General features: G+C 66.0%; 18 protein-coding genes. 5 read left to right on the top strand and 13 right to left on the bottom strand.

Annotated elements, in window-relative coordinates; genetic code table 11:
* Positions 1-25 precede the first annotated feature (25 nt).
* From tssG to tssA, 8 genes are all read right to left on the bottom strand, one after another.
* Positions 26-1,108, bottom strand: coding sequence for a type VI secretion system baseplate subunit TssG (gene tssG / locus QZX93_RS22075; RefSeq protein WP_295391330.1), 1,083 nt, complete (start codon positions 1,106-1,108; stop codon positions 26-28).
* Positions 1,105-2,994: a type VI secretion system baseplate subunit TssF gene (tssF, locus tag QZX93_RS22070; protein ID WP_295391332.1), complete on the bottom strand. Its 1,890-nt coding sequence runs from the start codon at positions 2,992-2,994 to the stop codon at positions 1,105-1,107. The genes tssG and tssF overlap by 4 nt, the downstream gene beginning before the upstream one ends.
* 12 nt (positions 2,995-3,006) lie before the next feature.
* The gene (tssE, locus tag QZX93_RS22065; protein ID WP_295391334.1) at positions 3,007-3,510 is read right to left on the bottom strand and encodes a type VI secretion system baseplate subunit TssE; all 504 of its coding nucleotides are present in this window, start codon (positions 3,508-3,510) and stop codon (positions 3,007-3,009) included.
* Positions 3,503-4,333 carry a type VI secretion system accessory protein TagJ gene (locus tag QZX93_RS22060; RefSeq protein WP_295391336.1) on the bottom strand — a complete coding sequence of 277 codons (831 nt, stop codon included), beginning with the start codon at positions 4,331-4,333 and terminating at the stop codon, positions 3,503-3,505. Before QZX93_RS22060 ends, tssE begins: the two co-directional genes overlap by 8 nt.
* A gap of 107 nt (positions 4,334-4,440) precedes the next feature.
* The gene (locus QZX93_RS22055; RefSeq protein WP_295391337.1) at positions 4,441-4,929 is read right to left on the bottom strand and encodes a type VI secretion system tube protein Hcp; all 489 of its coding nucleotides are present in this window, start codon (positions 4,927-4,929) and stop codon (positions 4,441-4,443) included.
* Between the two features lie 99 nt (positions 4,930-5,028).
* The gene (tssC, locus tag QZX93_RS22050) at positions 5,029-6,531 is read right to left on the bottom strand and encodes a type VI secretion system contractile sheath large subunit (RefSeq protein WP_295391339.1); all 1,503 of its coding nucleotides are present in this window, start codon (positions 6,529-6,531) and stop codon (positions 5,029-5,031) included.
* Position 6,532: 1 nt separating this feature from the next.
* Positions 6,533-7,054, bottom strand: coding sequence for a type VI secretion system contractile sheath small subunit (gene tssB / locus QZX93_RS22045; protein WP_295391341.1), 522 nt, complete (start codon positions 7,052-7,054; stop codon positions 6,533-6,535).
* A gap of 80 nt (positions 7,055-7,134) precedes the next feature.
* Complete coding sequence (gene tssA / locus QZX93_RS22040; protein WP_295391343.1) at positions 7,135-8,175, bottom strand: type VI secretion system protein TssA; 1,041 nt, start codon at positions 8,173-8,175, stop codon at positions 7,135-7,137.
* Between the two features lie 494 nt (positions 8,176-8,669).
* On the opposite strand from tssA, the gene rraA reads away from it, so the two are divergent.
* Both rraA and aceK read left to right on the top strand, forming a co-directional pair.
* On the top strand, positions 8,670-9,158 hold the full coding sequence (rraA, locus tag QZX93_RS22035) for a ribonuclease E activity regulator RraA (protein WP_295391345.1): 489 nt from the start codon (positions 8,670-8,672) through the stop codon (positions 9,156-9,158).
* 4 nt (positions 9,159-9,162) lie between these two features.
* Positions 9,163-10,896: a bifunctional isocitrate dehydrogenase kinase/phosphatase gene (gene aceK, locus QZX93_RS22030; protein ID WP_295391347.1), complete on the top strand. Its 1,734-nt coding sequence runs from the start codon at positions 9,163-9,165 to the stop codon at positions 10,894-10,896.
* A gap of 57 nt (positions 10,897-10,953) precedes the next feature.
* Here the strand turns inward: aceK and QZX93_RS22025 are convergent, their stop codons facing one another.
* The 3 genes from QZX93_RS22025 to nadD all read right to left on the bottom strand — a co-directional run bounded on the left by QZX93_RS22025 (position 10,954) and on the right by nadD (position 12,642).
* Positions 10,954-11,496 (bottom strand): dihydrofolate reductase, encoded by a 543-nt coding sequence (locus QZX93_RS22025; RefSeq protein ID WP_295391349.1) that lies wholly within the window; start codon positions 11,494-11,496, stop codon positions 10,954-10,956.
* Positions 11,497-11,535: 39 nt separating this feature from the next.
* A complete protein-coding gene (gene rsfS, locus QZX93_RS22020; protein ID WP_295391350.1) occupies positions 11,536-11,889 on the bottom strand; it encodes a ribosome silencing factor in 354 nt (117 codons plus the stop codon).
* Between the two features lie 123 nt (positions 11,890-12,012).
* A complete protein-coding gene (gene nadD / locus QZX93_RS22015) occupies positions 12,013-12,642 on the bottom strand; it encodes a nicotinate-nucleotide adenylyltransferase (protein WP_295391352.1) in 630 nt (209 codons plus the stop codon).
* Between the two features lie 325 nt (positions 12,643-12,967).
* Between nadD and QZX93_RS22010 the strand changes: the two genes are divergently transcribed.
* Positions 12,968-13,312, top strand: a complete 345-nt coding sequence (locus tag QZX93_RS22010; RefSeq protein WP_295391354.1) for a phenylpyruvate tautomerase MIF-related protein — start codon at positions 12,968-12,970, stop codon at positions 13,310-13,312.
* A 56-nt stretch (positions 13,313-13,368) separates the two neighbouring features.
* Here QZX93_RS22010 and moaE read toward each other — a convergent pair whose 3' ends face one another.
* Positions 13,369-13,845 carry a molybdopterin synthase catalytic subunit MoaE gene (gene moaE / locus QZX93_RS22005; RefSeq protein WP_295391355.1) on the bottom strand — a complete coding sequence of 159 codons (477 nt, stop codon included), beginning with the start codon at positions 13,843-13,845 and terminating at the stop codon, positions 13,369-13,371.
* Positions 13,846-14,048: 203 nt separating this feature from the next.
* On the opposite strand from moaE, the gene QZX93_RS22000 reads away from it, so the two are divergent.
* A complete protein-coding gene (locus QZX93_RS22000) occupies positions 14,049-15,173 on the top strand; it encodes a glycosyltransferase (protein WP_295391357.1) in 1,125 nt (374 codons plus the stop codon).
* 380 nt (positions 15,174-15,553) lie between these two features.
* Here the strand turns inward: QZX93_RS22000 and QZX93_RS21995 are convergent, their stop codons facing one another.
* On the bottom strand, positions 15,554-15,931 hold the full coding sequence (locus QZX93_RS21995; RefSeq protein ID WP_295391359.1) for a hypothetical protein: 378 nt from the start codon (positions 15,929-15,931) through the stop codon (positions 15,554-15,556).
* 174 nt (positions 15,932-16,105) lie between these two features.
* On the opposite strand from QZX93_RS21995, the gene QZX93_RS21990 reads away from it, so the two are divergent.
* Positions 16,106-16,777 carry an ankyrin repeat domain-containing protein gene (locus tag QZX93_RS21990; RefSeq protein ID WP_295391361.1) on the top strand — a complete coding sequence of 224 codons (672 nt, stop codon included), beginning with the start codon at positions 16,106-16,108 and terminating at the stop codon, positions 16,775-16,777.
* Positions 16,778-16,807: the final 30 nt, after the last annotated feature.

The raw sequence follows: 16,807 nt of genomic DNA, 5'->3' as shown, positions 1-16,807 counted from the left end.
TTGCGGACAATACTTTTTCTTCGGCCTACCGCAGCGCGTCGCCTTGGTCAGTCTCGTGCCTGGTCTCGGGCCGCTCTCGATTCGGGTCGAGCTTCAGATCGTCCCCATCCCGGCCGAGCGGGCCGCTGGTGAGCCAGGTGGTCCAGCCCAGTCGCTGGCCGGCGCCCAGGCGCAGCCGCGGGACCTCGGCGGCGGCCAGCACCGGATTCAGTTCCCACTCCAGCGCGTCGCCGGTATAGTTGCGAACCGCCGACTTGACCAGCGCCAGGGTCGCGTTGCCGGGCAGCAGGCTTAGATAGTCGGTGAGTCTCACCGGGCCGACTCGCACACGAAACTTGGACTGGTGGTCCCAGACCCGGGCGCCCAGCGTCGTGGTGGCGCCCAAGGCCCCGGTGTCCGGTGTCTCGCCCAGCCGCAGTCGGCAGTCCGCGGGCAGCACCAGCCAGCGACCGACGAATTCCTCAATGCGCACCGGCAAGCCCAGCAACTGCCGCAGGATGGACTCAAGCCCCTGCGGATGACGGGTCTGGCAGGACAGATGGCCGGCGTAATGGCGTTTGGCCAGATCCGGCATGGCGTCGCGGGCCTGGCAGGCGGCCATGGCGTTGCCGCTCAGACTGGCGAGATAGGTGCCGAAACGGTCTTGGTCCGGCCGGTCGAAACTGACCGCCGGTTGCGCCTGGGCCCAGGCCCGGTAGAGCAGGGCGAGCATCCGGTGATGGAAGATGTCGAGAAAGCGCGCAAAGGTGGGGTCGGCGGCATTGCGAGTCCGGTCACGCGCGTATTCAGTCAGGTGCAGTGGCAGGGGGCCATTCGGCCCGAGCAGGCCGAGAAAATAGACCTGCAGGCGCGGCGCCCGTCCGGCGACTGACTGCTCCAGGGCGGCCAGCTCCGCTGGGGCGAAGCGCATGGATGGCCGTTGTCCCAGGCGGATCGGGTCGTCGGCCGGCCGGACCGTGGCACCGATGCGCGGACGCTCCGGTTGCAGGCAATCGAGCCGGCGCAGCGTCTGGCAGAACCCGAAGTCCCAGGGTGCCGCGGCGAGTTCGGCGAGCAAGGCCGAGCGCGCGCGCTCTCGGTCGGCGGCCGATGGGGCGGGCGCGGTCATAGGGCCGGGCGGGCGCCGATGGTCGCCGGCCAGCGCATGAGCTCCCCGCGGCCGGTCCTCAACACGGTCTCGGTGAAGGCATTGATGGTGCAGTAGCGGGCGAAAAATCGGGCCAACACCGCACCGAGCAGGAAGGCGCCGGTACCCTCGAAGGCGGTCTCATCGCACAGCAGCGTGATCTCTAATCCACGCCCATAGGTGACTGGTCGCACCCCGGGCATCCGCCGCACGATGGGGCGCGAAGACACCCGCCGAACGCCCTCCACCTGTTTGCGCACGTCGGCGTCGGTGAGATCCCCATAGAGCGCCAGCAGTTCCCGTAGCGCCGCGGCGCCCTGGCCGCCGTCGGTGTCGGCAATCGACAGATAGTTGAGCGAGAGGTGGCTGATCAGCCGCCAGGCGGTGTCCCCATGGGCGTGGGAGGGACGGGGCGGGGTTGGTCCGCTACGCACGCGCACGGCACGCACCGGCGCACCGGATTCCAAGGTGAAGTCGGTCTTGCCGGTGCCGACCGGCATGTGCAGCGGGAGGTCGCGATTGGTGCAGAGTCCGGCGACACCGAGCTGGCGCAGTTCGGCGGACCAGGGGGCCGCGGCCAGGTCCGCCAGATTGACGAAGACCTCGCTGCCGACATAACTGGAGCGTGTTCCCTGGCGTTGCTGGCGTGTCGACAGGCGTCGCGGCAGGCGGTGGACGCTGTAATAGGCGGGCTTATCGCCCCCCGGGTCCAGGTTGGCCGGGGCGTAGAAGGGGCGGAACTCGCGGGCCTCGGTGGTGCCGGTCCCGAAGCCGGTCACGCTGTCGACCCGATAGACCTCGAAGTCCAGCGGGCGGGTTCGATCCGGGACCAGGTGGTACTCGGGTCCGGTCGAGTCGAGGTGGATGCGGTCGAAACGCTTGGGAAAGAGGTTGATCGCCGGAGCGCAGTGCAGGCCAAAGTTGGCCGCGTCCAGTACCCGCTCAAGGGCCGGCGCGCTCTGGCCCAGGAGCAGGATCAGGTCGACCTCGGTGGCCGCGAGGCGCTGCAAGACGGGTCCTAGTCCGTCGATGGCCAGGAAGAGGTAGCGCTGGGGAAAGGCGAAATATTCGTGGAGGTTGCGATAGCCCTGAAAGGATACCGGGGCGTAGGGCAGCAGCGACTCATCCTCGGCAAAGCCCAGGGGGCGCAACGCGGTGGCCGGCAGGGTCTCGATCCAGGGCACGGGGCGTTCGGTGGGCTGCACCAGGACCCCGACCGTATCGCCCAAGAGCCGGGCATAGAGCTCAAAGGGCAGTTGGTCCGCCCCTTGGAGAAACAGCACCAGTTGGAAGCGTTCCGGGCGTCCCGGGGCGAGTTGGGCGAAGGTGAGGTTGGCGGTGATGCGCAGGCGCAGTCGAATGCCTGCCTTGCTGCGTTTGAGAACCGGCAGGTCGGACCGCGCGACCGGTCCGGTATGGCTGAAATATTCGGCCGCGGTGAGCTCCATGGGCCACAGCCGCACCGGGTGGGCGGTGCGGTACTCGCAGGCGGTCTGCGCGTCCTTGCCCAGGGTGCCGTGCAACACGGTGTCCCGGGGGATGTCGAAGCCCTCGGCGAGTGCCCCCTCCGCCAAATCCGGCTGCAGTTCCACTACCGCCATCGACGGGGTTGGGGCCAGATAGTGCGGATACACCATCTCCAGGAAGTGCTGGGTGAAGGCGGGGAATTCGGCGTCGATCTTGAGCTGGACGCGCGCGGCGAGGAAGGCGAAGCCCTCCAGCAGCCGCTCCACATAGGGGTCCGCGCACTCGAAGCTCTCCAACCCCAGCCGCGCGGCGATCTTGGGAAATTCGGCGGCGAATTCACCACCCATCTCACGCATGAAACGCAGTTCGCGGTTGTAATAATCAATCAGGCGTGGGTCCATTGCTTGATACCCTTAGCCCGCGTACGAGCTCACCTTGACGTCGCCGATGTCGAAATCGATCTCGGTCTTGAGATAGAGCCGCAGCGGGACCGGCTGCGCCCATAGGTCGCCCTCGATGAAAAAGGTCATGGCGTTGTGGTTCATCTGGCCCTCGTTGACTTCCAATCGTACCCTCAGTGTCTGGCGGATGATCCGTGGCTCGAAATCGGCGACCGCCTGGCGCAACGTGCGTTCCAGCACCGCCGCGTCGGTGCCGGAGACGGTGATGCCGGAGAGGTCCGGTATGCCGAAGTTGATCACTGAATTGGCGGCCTCGGGGTAGGCGCCAAGGTCCTGTGCGGCCGCCAGATTGGTGGTGTTGAGTAGCCAGGCCAGATCGCGCAGGACGGTCTCGCGCAGCCGATTCAGTGAGAAGTCTCGCTGCTCACGCGATTCCCGTGTATTTCCCGGCTCGTAATCGGTGAGCCGATCAAGCAGCGAGGGTTGCAGCCGCTCGCGGTGAGTGAGCTCAGCCAAGGGCTTCGCCAGTCGCGGCCGGCGCCTCATCCGCGGGTGAATCCAGATCGATGGCGCGCACATCCATCAGCGAATAGTCGCCGCCGTCGGTAAAGAGCATCCGCTGGCCTTGGCCGATATAGGCCCCCCCGGGCGCCTCAAGCCATTCGGTCCGCCGTGCGCGGCGCAACTCCGGGTCCGGCGAGCGTTCCGAGCCGGGGTAGCGAGTCGGGACCAGACCCACCGATTCGCCCCCGTTGGTCCAGGTGAAATGTGCGGGCATCCAGACCAGGTCACGCAGGTCCTCGGGCTTATCCAGGCGGATCGAGCGAATGCGCTGGAAGGGTACCCAGTAATACTGCCCGTTGGCGATGACTTCCAGGATTGGCCCGAGCCGGGTGTCGCCATCCATGATCCAATCGAAGGCGGTCCCGTCAATGGTGCCGGCGGTGGCCGGGGTCAATTCCAGCGCGCGCTCACGCAGACCCCGCGCCTGTTCATCGGCGCCCTGGGCGAGTTGGCGCTGGGACTCCACCAGGAGCGCCACCCATTCGTCCGGCTTGCCGAAGACCAGGGGGGAGCGCTTGCCGGCGAAGACCTCTGCCCGCAGGGCCTCGCAGCGTAGCGCCTCGCGGTAGGTCTGCACCATGGCCAGGGTCCCGGCATCCAATTCGCCGGCCACATTGAGTTGATTAAGCGCGCGTTCCCACTGTCCCATGAGGGCCAGGAGTTGAAATAAAAAAACCCGAAATTTTGCATTCGCGGGTTCCTTGCGTACCTGATCCTGGATTGCGCGCAAGGCTTCATCCAAATCGCCCGTGCGCCATAGGTCTTCGGCCTGCATGATGTTCTCTCCCGGCAGGTGCGGTGGCAATCAGGCGACCGGTCGCGTCCGTGCCAAGCCACGAACGCGGCCCGGATTGCCGCACTGGGGCAGGCCGTGCCCCGCGGTTACTTCTTGACGTTTTTCGCGATGTCCCAGCCGTACTTGATGGCACCGCCGTCCGCGGAACCATCCTGCTTTTGCGGTTGGTAGTCCACATCGACCTCGGCAAAGTTGAGGCTGATGTTCTCGGTCAGCAGGTCCTGACCACCCGAGCCGCCCGTACTATAGGATGTGACGATCACCTCGGTCATCTTGATTTTCAGATACTCCAAGGGGTCGTCGCCACCGGCCTTGCGCACGGTCAGCAGGCCATCCTTGAACTGTTTGCCGTTGGAGCAATACAGCATCAGGACCGGCGATGACTTGTCGATATACTTGGTGATCGACAGGTCCTGGATCGAGACCTTGCCTGAACCGCCGCCTCCGCCGACGTGCATGCTGCCGGACTGACTCATGCCCCAGGACCAGGCGAGTACATCGATCTCCTTCCCGTGCTTTGAGTCTTGGGACTCACCAGTGACACCGTCGAGTTTGAGAAACATGTCGACAGCCATTTGCTATCTCCTCTTCGAGTTGATTGATCGAACCGCGCACCCGGGTGGGTGCGCCAACCGCCGTACCGCCATCGTTGCAGATCGCCCGATGCCGGAGTGCTAGCCGCCCTTCGCCGACGGTAGCTTGGAGACCAACCGCAAGGAGACGGTCAGCCCTTCCAGCTGATAGTGCGGGCGCAGGAAAAACTTGGAGGTATAGTAACCGGGATTGCCTTCCACCTCCTCCACCACCACCTCGGCCGCGGCCAACGGACATTTGGCCTTGGTGTCCTCGCTCGAATGCGCCGGGTCCCCATCGACATATTGGAGTATCCATTTGTTGAGCCAGCGCTGCATGTCGTCGCGCTCCTTGAATGACCCAACCTTGTCGCGCACGATGCACTTGAGATAGTGCGCAAAACGGCAAGTGGCGAACAGATAGGGCAGGCGCGCTGCCAGGTTGGCGTTGGCCGAGGCATCCGGATCGTCATACTCGAACGGCTTTTGCAGCGACTGGGCACCGATGAATGCGGCAAAATCGCTGTTTTTCTTATGAATGAGCGGCATGAAGCCGTTCTTCGCCAACTCGGCCTCGCGCCGATCGCTGATGGCGATCTCGGTCGGGCACTTCATGTCGACCCCGCCGTCGTCCGTGGGGAAGGTGTGGCTCGGCAGCCCCTCGACCGCGCCGCCCGACTCGATGCCGCGGATGCGCGAGCACCAGCCATACATCTTGAATGAGCGATTGATGTTGACCGCCATGGCATAGGCCGAGTTGGCCCAGCAGTATTTGCTGTGCTCGGCGCTGGCGGTGTCTTCCTCGAAGTCGAATTCTTCGACCGGCGAGGTCTTGGCGCCATAGGGCAACCGGGCGAGGAAGCGCGGCATCGTGAGCCCGAGATAACGCGCATCGTCCGACTCGCGCAGCGAGCGCCAGGCGGCATACTCCGGGGTCTGGAAGATCTTGGTGAGATCGCGCGGGTTGGCCAGTTCCTGCCAGGATTCCATCTGCATCACGGCGGGTGCGACCGCGGAGATGAAGGGGGCGTGAATGGACGCGGCGATCTTGGCGATCTCGCCCAGCAGTTCCACGTCCGGCGGGCTCTGATCGAAGTGGTAGTCGCCGACCAGACAACCGAAGGGCTCGCCGCCGAACTGGCCGTATTCCTCTTCATAGAGCTTCTTGAACAGCGGGCTCTGGTCCCAGGCGGTGCCCTTGAATTTCTTGAGGGTCTTGAGTGCATCCTTCTTGGAGATATTCATCACCCGGATCTTGAGCATCTCGTCCGTCTCGGTATTATTGACGAGATGACTCAGGCCGCGCCAGGCCCCTTCGAGCTGCTGGAAGTCCTCGTGGTGGATGATCAGGTTGACCTGCTGGGTGAGCTTGCGGTCGATCTCCGCGATCATCGACTCGATGCTGCGCACCGCGTCGTCTGAGATCAGCGCGGTCTGCGCCAGGGCCTGGGAGGCGAGGATGGCGACCGCGTCCTCGACCGCCTCGCGGGCCTTGTCCGAGCGGGGCTTGAATTCCTGCTGGAGCAGGGCGGCAAAACCGCCGACCTCAATGGTCTCGGTTTGGCCCTGGGGTTGCGCCGCGTTCTGGGTTTCGGTGTCGGCCATGTCAGTTGCCCTCTGCCGGGGGTTGGTCGCTGGGCTTGGGTGCCGTTGCCAGGGCCTGCAACAGGGTCGGGTCTTTCAGGACCTTGGCAATCAATTCTTCGGCACCGCCTTTACCGTCCATATAGGTCAGCAGGTTGGCGAGCTGGGTGCGGGCCTGGAGCAGCTTGTTCAGGGCGTCTACCTTGCGTGCCACGGCGGCGGGGGAGAAATCGTCCATCGATTCGAAGTTGAGTTCGACGCTGAGATTGCCCTCGCCGGTCAGTGCGTTGGGCACCTGGAAGGCCACCCGCGGCTTCATCGATTTGAGTCGGTCGTCGAAGTTGTCGACGTCGATCTCCAGCATCTTGCGATCCGCGACCGCCGGCAAGGGCTCCGCGGGCTTGCCGGAGAGGTCGGCCAATACCCCCATGACGAATGGAAGTTGGACCTTCTTCTCCGCCCCGTAGAGTTCCACGTCATACTCGATCTGGACCCGCGGGGCGCGATTGCGGGCGACGAATTTTTGGCTGCTCTCTTTCGCCACTGGCGTTCTCCATTGGTTGTGTTAAGGGGTCCCTGGGGAGCGTCCCAGGCGCGGGGTAGCCGCCCCCGGTGTCGGCCCCGTCAGGACTTCTCGGTGGTCCCAAACACCTTCTCGGCCTGCGATAGCGCATCCGGCGCAAGGTCGCGCAGGATATCGACGAAGCTCCCGGTGACCAGACGCTGCGCCCGCTTCAGCAACAGGGGGACTGGGCTTGAAGGCTCGTAACGTGAGTAGTAATCGCAGATCCGCCCGAGTGTCCTCACCACATCCTCGCGCGAGGCGATCTGCCCCGCGTCGCGCGCGGGCGTGGCGGCCGCGCCCCCGGTGGCCGGCGCCGGTGTGTCGTCCGCGTCCGTTGCGGCCGCGTCCGACCCTTCCGGTTGGCGGGGTCTCAAGTGCCCCTGGAGCAAGGTATGAATGTGTTTGAGCGGTTCGGATAACGGGTCGAAGCTGGGCAACTGAGACCGGTCGATGCGTGCCGCCAAGTCGTCGCCGATTGCCCTCAGGGCAACCAGTGCCGCCTGCGCGGCCGCGGTGGCGGCGACCAGACTCTCCAGTTCGCAGTCCTGGAAGGCCCCGGCGATGCCTGCGGCATCCAATGGTTGAGTGCCCGCCGCGGGCTGGGCCTTGCCCTCCGCCACCTCGACCTCCCGGCAGGAGACGGGACCGAAGACCCGCGAGCGGATCAGTGGCGTGGTGCGCAATTGGGCGAGCAGGGTGTCGCGATCGGTGAGTTCCAGTAACACATTGACCCGCGCCGTGGGGTCGTTGTCGTCGCTGGCGTCGAGTTCCGGGTGCAGTCCGTCCCAAAACTCAACGATGAGCCCGTGGATCAGCTCCAATCCAGCCTGTAAGCCCGGCAGTCCTTGTTGCCCGAGCAGGGCGCGGGTCAGTAAGACCGCGACGCGCAGGTCTTTAGAGCGGCCAAAGAGCGCCGTGCTCGACTCCATGACGCGCCGCCAATCGGGCTCCTGGGCGGGGACCACACTGTCGCCCATTTGCCGTTCCGGGGTGCCGGTGGCGGCCTCAACCAAGGCGCGGAAGTCGGGGTCGTACTCCAGGTCAGCCCCGGTGGGTTGATCCTCAGAGACGGCCTTGAGCATGGACGCGGTGTCGATCATAGTCTTACGCAATGCTAAGTTTAGGGTGGTCAGACATAACCCTATGGTACGCGGTGATCCCGTGCTGTCAAGCTGGGTCGCCCGGGGGACCCTCACCAGATTAAGACAGGATGCATATGCCGCCTCAGTACCGCCAACACAACCATTCCGAAAATTTTCTGCGAGCCCCGACCGGCCATGGTGGCCGTATGCAATCCGTGGTCGCCGACCGGCCGGTGCCGCGGCGGCCCCTTGGCACGCTGTGGCACGGCCCGGTCCGTGCTGGGCGAGGCTTGCGGGGATATAGCGGTGCCGTCTTGCACAAAATCAAAAGCCCCAGGACCCCGTCTGGTCTCGGGTTGGCCCCCGGCTGAGTCTCAGGATGAGGCTAATGGTTGGCATTGCCGCCTTTAATTGTTCTCGGGGCGCCGGCTCCCCAACAATCCCACCGCCGGGGAGCGGTGCTGGCCCCGCGATCCCCCCTAAAGTCTGCCCCCCAACTGGATTGAATCGCCATGAACTTCAAGACCGCCGACCTCTACGACCGCTATGAGGCCCGGGTGCGGGTCTGTGACCCACTCTTGCGGGACTTCGGCGGGCGTCGCGCCTTTTATGGCGAGGTGGTCACCGTCAAGTGTTTCGAGGACAACACGGCGATCAAGTCCACCCTGGCGGAGCCCGGGCGCGGGCGGGTCCTGGTGGCGGATGCCGGCGGGTCGCTGCGCTGTGCCATGCTCGGCGACCTGATCGCCGCCAGCGCGCTGAGTCAGGGCTGGGCCGGGGTGGTCCTGTACGGCTGCGTGCGCGATACCGACGAACTCGCCGGCATGGACCTGGGGGTCAAGGCGCTCGTGGCCAACCCGCGCAAGAGCCAGCGGCGCGGGGAGGGGCAACGCGACCTGCCGGTCACCTTCGCCGGGGTGCGCTTCGCCCCGGGCGACTGGGTCTATGCGGACGGCGACGGCATCCTGGTCGCCGACTTGCCACTGCTGCCGCTGGACTGACGCCATGGCCTGGACCGAGGCGAAGCACATCGCCGAGACCGTCCTGGACGGTTTCGACAGCCACTACCGTGAGTTCCGGGAGATCACCGCGGGGGCGCGGGAGCGTTTCGAGGATGCGGACTGGCCGGCGGTCCAGGCCGCCGCCCGCGAGCGGATCGGTTATTACGACCAACGAGTGGTTGAGACCCTGGCCATCCTGCGCCGGGAGTTCCGGCTGAGTGAGCGCGACGAGCGGCTGTGGCGCCGGGTCAAGGTGGAATATCTGCGGATGCTCCCCCTGCACCTTCAGCCCGAGTTGGCCGAGACCTTCTACAACTCGGTCTTTTGCCGGCTCTTCGACCGTCGCTATTACAACAGCGCCAATATTTTTGTGTGGCCGCTCATCTCCACTGAACATCTGGAGGCGGACAACCCGATTTACCGTCCCTATTATCCGGCGCGCGATGGCTTCTCACGCGTGATCTCGCGGGTATTGGATCGGCTGCACTTCAGCCTGCCCTTTCGCAATCGGCGCCGCGACGTCCGCAATCTGATGCAGGCCGTGCATTATCGCTTTCCGCCCAATCGCGCCCTGGCGCAGAACTTCCAGTTGGCGGTCCTCAGCGAGCCCTTCTTTCGCAATAAGGGCGCCTATGTGATCGGCAAGATCATCAACGGGGCGGATCAGACCCCCTTCGCCGTCGCTATACTCAATGATGAACAGGGCGGGCTCTATGTCGATGCGCTGCTCGCCGGCGAGGATGAGATCTCGGATGTATTCAGCTTCTCACGTGCCTACTTCATGGTCGACACCGAGGTGCCGGCCGCGGTGGTGGACTTTCTGCGTCCGCTGATGCCGCGCAAGACCAAGGCCGAACTCTATACCGCCATCGGCTTTCACAAGTTCGGCAAGGCCGAATTCTATCGCGACTTCCTCAAGCACCTACGTTATTCGGCGGATGAATTCATGGTGGCGCCAGGTATCCGCGGCATGGTCATGTGCGTGTTCACCCTGCCGTCCTTTCCCTTCGTCTTCAAGATCATCAAGGATCGCTTCGCGCCGCCCAAGGAGATGACCCGCGCCAAGGTCAAGGAGAAATATCTGCTGGTCAAGATGCACGATCGGGTGGGACGCATGGCGGACTCCTGGGAGTATTCCCACGTCGCTTTTCCGCTGGCCCGCTTCTCCCCGGAATTGCGTGAACAGTTGGAGACCGAATGCGCGGGCAGTCTGGAGTTCGACGGCGATCAGCTCGTTTTTAAGCATCTGTATATCGAACGGCGCATGACCCCGCTCAATCTCTATCTGCATACCGCCGATGACGACGAGCTGCTGCACGCCGTGCATGAATATGGGGACGCCATCAAGAACCTGGCCGCCGCCAATATCTTCCCGGGCGACTTCCTGTTCAAAAACTTCGGCGTAACCCGCCAGGGGCGGGTGGTCTTCTATGACTACGACGAGCTGTGCTATCTCACCGAGTGCAATTTCCGTGAGATCCCCGAGCCGCCCTACCCGGAGATGGAGATGTCCGACGAGCCCTGGTATACCCCGGGGCCGGACGATGTCTTCCCCGAGGAGTTCGCCACCTTCCTGCTCACCGATCCGCGGATTCGCAAGGTCTTCCTGGTGCTGCACCGCGACCTGCTCGACCCCGCCTGGTGGCGCGCCCGCCAGGCCGTGATCCGCTCTGGGCGGTTGGACGACATCTTCCCCTATCCCTCGGAGCGGCGCTTCAAGCGGCCTAAAAAGGCCTGACCCTGTACCCGATTACCGGTTGTTGTTGGGTCAGTCTCATGGTAATTCCGTGATGCGCTACGCCATCCCGCGCGGGGGCAAGGTCGGAATGCGCCTGAGCTCCAAGAAGGTCATGGCGATGGGATTGCGCGCATCGGCCGGATGGGTGCGGCGGGCGACCTCCTGCCACTCACCGGCCGCCCAGGGCGGGAAGCGGGTGTCGCCAGCGACCTGAGTATGCACCTGGGTGAGATAGAGCCGGTCGGCCAGCGGCAGGGTCTGGGCATAGAGGCTGGCGCCGCCGACGATCATCAATTGCGCCTCGCCGGCCGTGGCGCCCAGCGCGGCCTCCAGCGAGCGCACCGGGGTGCAACCGGCGGCCTGGAAGCCCGGGTTGCGGGTGAGGACCAGGTGACGGCGGCGCGGCAGTGGGCCGGGTAGCGACTCCCAGGTGCGCCGCCCCATGAGGATGGTCTGATCCAGGGTCAGCCGCCGGAAGTGGGCCAAGTCCGCGGGGAGGTGCCAGGGCAGGGCGTTGCCGCGACCGATCACGCCATTGTCGGCGACGGCGACGACCAGGCACAGGAGTGGGTCGGCGGCCGGCGCGCGGTGTGCTCTCATGGCGATCCCTCCAGGGTCGCATGCATTTGCCGTCTCGCTTCAGGCCATCGCGGCGGTCTGGGCGACGAGCGCGGGGGCACCCCAGAGGCGCTCCAGGCTGTAGAAGTCGCGCACCTTGGGCAGCATCACATGGACCACCACCCCGTTGAGGTCCACCAGCGCCCATTCGCCCTCGTTGAGCCCTTCGGTGCCCAGGGGCGCCTGGCCGGCCTCCTTGGCGCGGAAGGCCACGGTCTCGGCGATCGCCTTCACATGGCGATCCGAGGTCCCGGAGGCCACGATCATATAGTCGGTGACGGCGGTCTTGCCGCGTACGTCCAATACCTCGATATCCTTTGCCTTCATATCGTCCAGGGTGTCTACCACCAATTGTTTGAGTGTCTCGAGCTGCATGCGGTATCCTCTGCTTTAGGGGGTCGTGGGTGCGGCTGCACCGATTGATAGGATGTTATGTTTTCCGTGAGCGACGCCATTGCCATAGCGACACGAAAAATGCTTGGCGATAGCGGCGCTGAGTCAGCGATACAGCCCGGTCTCACGGATGATCGCCAGTACCGCGTCCGGGACCAGATAGCGGGCGCTGCGGCCCTGCCGGATCAGTTCCCGCACCCGGGTTGCGGCGATGTCCATCTGGGTCACGGGCTGGAACAGGACAAGCCCCGCTGGTGTCTCCCGCAGCGACCGTGGATCGGCGCAGGTCCTCCCGGCCACCAGGTCGGCCAGTGCCGGGGCCAGGGGGCCGCCGATTCCGGGGCGGTCCATCACCACCAGATGGGCCAGGTCCAGGATGGCGCGCGGCCGGTGCCAGTCCATAAAGCCCCGAAAGGCGTCAGCCCCCACCAGTAGGCACAGTGGCCGCTCCTCACCCAACTGCGCACGCAGCGATTTGAGCGTGTCGTACGAGAAAGACCCCCCGGGCCGCGCTAACTCGCGGGCGTCCGCCATGAGGCCGGGCTCACCGGCAATGGCCGCCTCCAGCATGGCGAGCCGTAGTCGCGCCGAGGCCTGGGGCTGCGGGCGGTGGACGGCCACGTTGAGTGGTATGAGGCGCAACTCGGCGAGTTCCAGTGCCTGTAGGCAATCCAGGGCCGGGCGCAGGTGCCCGAGGTGGATGGGGTCGAAGGTGCCGCCCAGGACGCCGATCATGGGCCGGCGCGCCCGGCTGGGCCGCGCCTTGGCCGCCAGTGAAGGATGGGGGTAGGGCCGCGACGCGTTCGCCGCTCCCGGCGCGACCGGCGGCCGATCCGCTCACCGGTCGGTCGGTCGGTCTGGGGCAAGGTCTCCTGGCTCTTGGTCAACAATCGCTCGGCACGCCGATCAGGACTGGTTTGACGCAACCTTAGCAGAACCCGCGGGGATTGTCCCTTGGCACGCGCGCCCGACGGCGGTCATGGCCCCCGGTTGCGGGCGACAATCAGCCGGTTGCCCCCTATCATTAGGCACCCCATCGACTGCCGAGCGCCACCACCCCATGCCCACACTGCGCATCCTGACCAACACCCAAATTCCGGCCGCCGAGCGGGCCAACCTGATGGCCCACGCCTCCCGCACCGTGGCGGACTTGCTCGGCAAACCCGAGGCCTATGTGATGGTCATCCTGGAGGACGGGCGCGACCTGCTGTTCGCCGGCACCGCATCGCCCGCCGCCTATCTGGAACTCAAGAGCATCGGTCTGGCCGAGTTGCGCACGACCCATTATTCGCAGGTCCTCTGTGACCTGTTGGTCGCGTCCTTGGACATCCCCGCCGAGCGCATCTATATCGAATTCGCCGCCCCGCCGCGACACCTGTTCGGTTGGAACGGCGGGACCTTTTAGGTCCGGCATCCCCAGCGGGCGCGCTGCGCCCCGGGCGTCGGCGTCCGGCGCGTTGCTCAAGGCTCGGCCAGCGCCGCCGCCGACCCCCAGCCGTCTGCCGCGGCTTCGTCAGTCTCGCGCGCCTCCACCCAGCGCGTGCCCGCCGCGGTGGTCTCCTGCTTCCAGAAGGGCGCCCGGGTCTTGAGCGAGTCGATCAGGAACTCGCAGGCGCGGAAGGCCTCCCCCCGATGCCGGCTCGCCACCCCGACGAACACGATAGGCTCCTGCGGGGTCAGCGGCCCGACCCGATGGACGATGTGGATCGCCGTGAGGTCCCAGCGCGCGGCGGCCTCCGCGGCGATCGCCGCCAGCGCCTTCTCGGTCATCCCCGGGTAGTGCTCCAGGGTCATGGCGCTGACCGCCGCCCCCGCGTTGCAGTCGCGCATCAGCCCGACGAAGGTGACCAACGCCCCCACCTGGGGTCGGCCGTGCGCCAGGGCCTCCTGCTCCGCGGCGATGGCGATGGGTTGCGTTTGGACGCGAATGGTCTGCATTGGTGTGGCCTCAGTGGGGTTAACGTGAAAGTCGCGCCGGGAGCGCGGTCCATTTTAGGGCGCAATGGCGGATCGCCCTGCGGGCATCCCCCGACGGCCCAGTCATCCCCCAGCGCGCTGGGATCGACAGCAAGTCCGTTTGCGGACACCCGCTCTTTCTTGGGATCATGGCTAGCCGCTCTGTCCACGACCTGAAGATACCCATGTCCACTGCTCGCGCGCCACTCGCCGTCTTTGCCTCTTTCTCCGGGACCGGCGGGGTGGAGCGGATGCTGATCAATCTGATCCGCGGTTTCGTGGACCTGGGGCAGCCGGTGGACCTGGTGCTGGTGCGCGCCGAGAGTCCGCACCTCGCCCGCCTGCCCGACGCGGTCGAGTGCATCCAGCTCCCCACCAATCACACCCTGTTCGCCGCGCCGGCGCTGGCCCGCTATCTGCGGGCGCGTCGGCCCGCGGCACTGCTGGCGGCCAAGGATCGGGCCGGCCGCACCGCGGTGTTGGCCCGCGCCTTGGCGGGGACCGACACCAGGCTTGCGCTGCGGCTCGGCACCAATCTGTCGACGGCGATGGCGGGGCGCGCCGCGGTCTCACGCTGGCTGCGCTATGCCCCAATCCGGCTCCTGTATCCGCGTATCGAGCGGATCATCGCGGTCTCCGCCGGGGTGGCGGACGACACCGCGCGCATCGCCCGGCTGGCGCGTGAGTCGATCACGGTCATCCGCAACCCGGTCATCACCCCGGAGCTGGCGGCCCAGGCTTTGGTGCCCTGCCCACACCCCTGGCTGAACGACGCTGGCCCGGACGCTGGCGTGCCGGTCATCTGCGCCGCCGGTCGCTTGCAGCGCCAAAAGGACTTCCCGACCCTGATCCGCGCCTTCGCCCGGGTGCGCTCGCAGCGCAATTGCCGGCTTCTGATCCTGGGCGAGGGCAACGCCCGCGCCGCCCTGACGGCCCTGATTGCCGAGCTGGGGCTGACGGGGCAGGTGGCCCTGGTCGGATTCCAGTCCAACCCTTACCCCTTCCTGGCCCGCGCTGCACTCTTTGTACTCTCCTCCGCCTGGGAGGGTTCGCCGAATGTGCTGACCGAGGCCATGGCCTTAGGGGTCCCGGTGGTCGCCACCGACTGCCCCAGCGGACCCGCGGAACTGCTGGATGGGGGCCGCTACGGACCCCTGGTGGCGGTGGGCGATGTGCCCGCCCTGGCCGCGGCGATGACGGCCACCCTGGAGCATTCGTTGCCCGCGGACCTGGTGCGCCGCGCGGTGAGCGAGTATGCACAGGAGCGCAGTGCCAGTCGCTATCTGGAGGTGATGGGACTGGCTACTTGAGGCGATTTAAGCGCTGCTGCGCACTGGCCTTGCCCGGCTGAGGACCAACCGCGGTGCCGTCATGTCCGGTTTTTATGCACAAGCCTCAGCGGCTTGGCCGGTCGCCTCAAGGGCTTGGCCCAGTGCGCCGTGCGCCCCCGGGCGATTGTTGCAAGTGATTCTATAGCAAGCATAACTTGCAATCGGTCAATTTCCGGCCAATCTGTTTCCGGGCCAGTGACGGCGCGCCCTCCGACCGCCTTCCCAGGGGTTGCGCACAGACTTATCCACAGGGGCTGTTGATTGATTCCATAAAGTCTTGCTGGGTGCTGGGTTGCGGCAGGATTGCGAGGCTGTAACGAACAATTCACGGCTAAGTCATAGTGAGCCGCGGCGCCCGCTCAGAAACCCTGGCCCTCGCGGGTCAAAATCATCCGCTCCACATCGGCCAGCCGGATCTCGCGCCCGTCCAGGGTGCGGATGACGCGGCCCTCGACGTCGCGGCGGTACGCCTTGTAAGCTGTGATGGTCCCGGTGTTGGCGTTGACCACCTGGACCTCAACCACCTGATGGCCCAGCGCCCAGCTCCGGTACAGGGACCAGCCGGAGCCGAGCAGCATGATGGCGAGCACCGCGGCGGCGAGTTTGCGCGCGGTGCCGGCGGGCAGCAGCGGGGGCGGCACCTCGCCCGGGGGCTGGCCCGCGACGCGCAGCCGGTGCCGGATGAAAAAAAAGGCGGCGACAATCACCGCGGCGGTCAGTAAGAATTTCCAGATCATGGTGTTTGCTGGTTGGTGGGCCTGGCAAATGCGGTCAAACCGCGGAACGGCTGGAGCGATGGGTGCCCCAGGAGCGGAGGCTAACACGAGCGCGCTGCCGCCTTCTCGGGTTGCGGGTCTGTACCCCGGCCATTTACCATCCTGTTCGTTCACTCGCCGACCCACGTGGAGCCCATGCGCCAACCGCCGACCCTGCTGGTCATCCACCTGGCCCTAGCGCTTGCGGTGTTGCTGTCGGCAGGTTGCGGCCAGTCGCCACCGCCGACCGTCAACCTGTTTCGGGCGCTCCAGGTGGATAACCTGGAGCAGATCAGGCGGCACATCGCGGCGGGGACCGACCTGAACCAGCCGGACCGCCACGGCGACCGGCCACTGCACCTCGCCGCCCGGGCCGGTCAGATCGCTATCCTGCGCGAATTGGCGGACCATGGCGCCTCCCTGGTCGCCCTGGACAGTGCCGGCCGCACCCCCCTGGAGTTGGCCTTGAGTCACGGCAAGACCCAGGTCGCGGCGCTCTTGGTCGAGCTCGGTGCCCCGCTCGATGCCCAGGCGATGTTGGTGACCCTGGTGCGTGCCGGTGTGTCGGATCGGGACAGTGTCGATTTCCTGCTGCGCCGCGGCGCGGACCTGAACCGGCCGGACGCCGCCGGTCAGACCCCGCTGCACCAGGCGGTGATGCTGGGCCATCTGGAGACGCTCAAGCGGCTGATCGCCCGCGGGGCGGACGTCAACCGCCCGGACGGCACTGGCCGTACGCCCCTGGCCCTGGCCCGTGCGCTGGACCCCAAGGCCACGCACACCGCCGATATCCAAACGGCATTACAACAATCCGGCGCCCGCCCCTGACGCGGGCGGCGCCCCACCCGCGGAGAGAGC

It is taken from the genome of uncultured Thiodictyon sp. (assembly GCF_903946935.1).
In the GTDB taxonomy this organism is placed as follows: Bacteria; Pseudomonadota; Gammaproteobacteria; order Chromatiales; family Chromatiaceae; genus Thiodictyon.
Note: the sequence above shows the minus strand (reverse complement) of the source record. Positions and strands in the feature narration are given on the sequence as shown.

Bases quoted from the DNA above. Each gene is read 5' to 3' on its own strand.
- tssG (WP_295391330.1), bottom strand. From the start codon at position 1,108: ATGACCGCGCCCGCCCCATCGGCCGCCGACCGAGAGCGCGCGCGCTCG.
- tssF (WP_295391332.1), bottom strand. From the start codon at position 2,994: ATGGACCCACGCCTGATTGATTATTACAACCGCGAACTGCGTTTCATG.
- QZX93_RS22060 (WP_295391336.1), bottom strand. From the start codon at position 4,333: ATGCAGGCCGAAGACCTATGGCGCACGGGCGATTTGGATGAAGCCTTG.
- QZX93_RS22055 (WP_295391337.1), bottom strand. From the start codon at position 4,929: ATGGCTGTCGACATGTTTCTCAAACTCGACGGTGTCACTGGTGAGTCC.
- tssC (WP_295391339.1), bottom strand. From the start codon at position 6,531: ATGGCCGACACCGAAACCCAGAACGCGGCGCAACCCCAGGGCCAAACC.
- tssA (WP_295391343.1), bottom strand. From the start codon at position 8,175: ATGATCGACACCGCGTCCATGCTCAAGGCCGTCTCTGAGGATCAACCC.
- rraA (WP_295391345.1), top strand. From the start codon at position 8,670: ATGAACTTCAAGACCGCCGACCTCTACGACCGCTATGAGGCCCGGGTG.
- aceK (WP_295391347.1), top strand. From the start codon at position 9,163: ATGGCCTGGACCGAGGCGAAGCACATCGCCGAGACCGTCCTGGACGGT.
- QZX93_RS22025 (WP_295391349.1), bottom strand. From the start codon at position 11,496: ATGAGAGCACACCGCGCGCCGGCCGCCGACCCACTCCTGTGCCTGGTC.
- rsfS (WP_295391350.1), bottom strand. From the start codon at position 11,889: ATGCAGCTCGAGACACTCAAACAATTGGTGGTAGACACCCTGGACGAT.
- nadD (WP_295391352.1), bottom strand. From the start codon at position 12,642: ATGATCGGCGTCCTGGGCGGCACCTTCGACCCCATCCACCTCGGGCAC.
- QZX93_RS22010 (WP_295391354.1), top strand. From the start codon at position 12,968: ATGCCCACACTGCGCATCCTGACCAACACCCAAATTCCGGCCGCCGAG.
- moaE (WP_295391355.1), bottom strand. From the start codon at position 13,845: ATGCAGACCATTCGCGTCCAAACGCAACCCATCGCCATCGCCGCGGAG.
- QZX93_RS22000 (WP_295391357.1), top strand. From the start codon at position 14,049: ATGTCCACTGCTCGCGCGCCACTCGCCGTCTTTGCCTCTTTCTCCGGG.
- QZX93_RS21995 (WP_295391359.1), bottom strand. From the start codon at position 15,931: ATGATCTGGAAATTCTTACTGACCGCCGCGGTGATTGTCGCCGCCTTT.
- QZX93_RS21990 (WP_295391361.1), top strand. From the start codon at position 16,106: ATGCGCCAACCGCCGACCCTGCTGGTCATCCACCTGGCCCTAGCGCTT.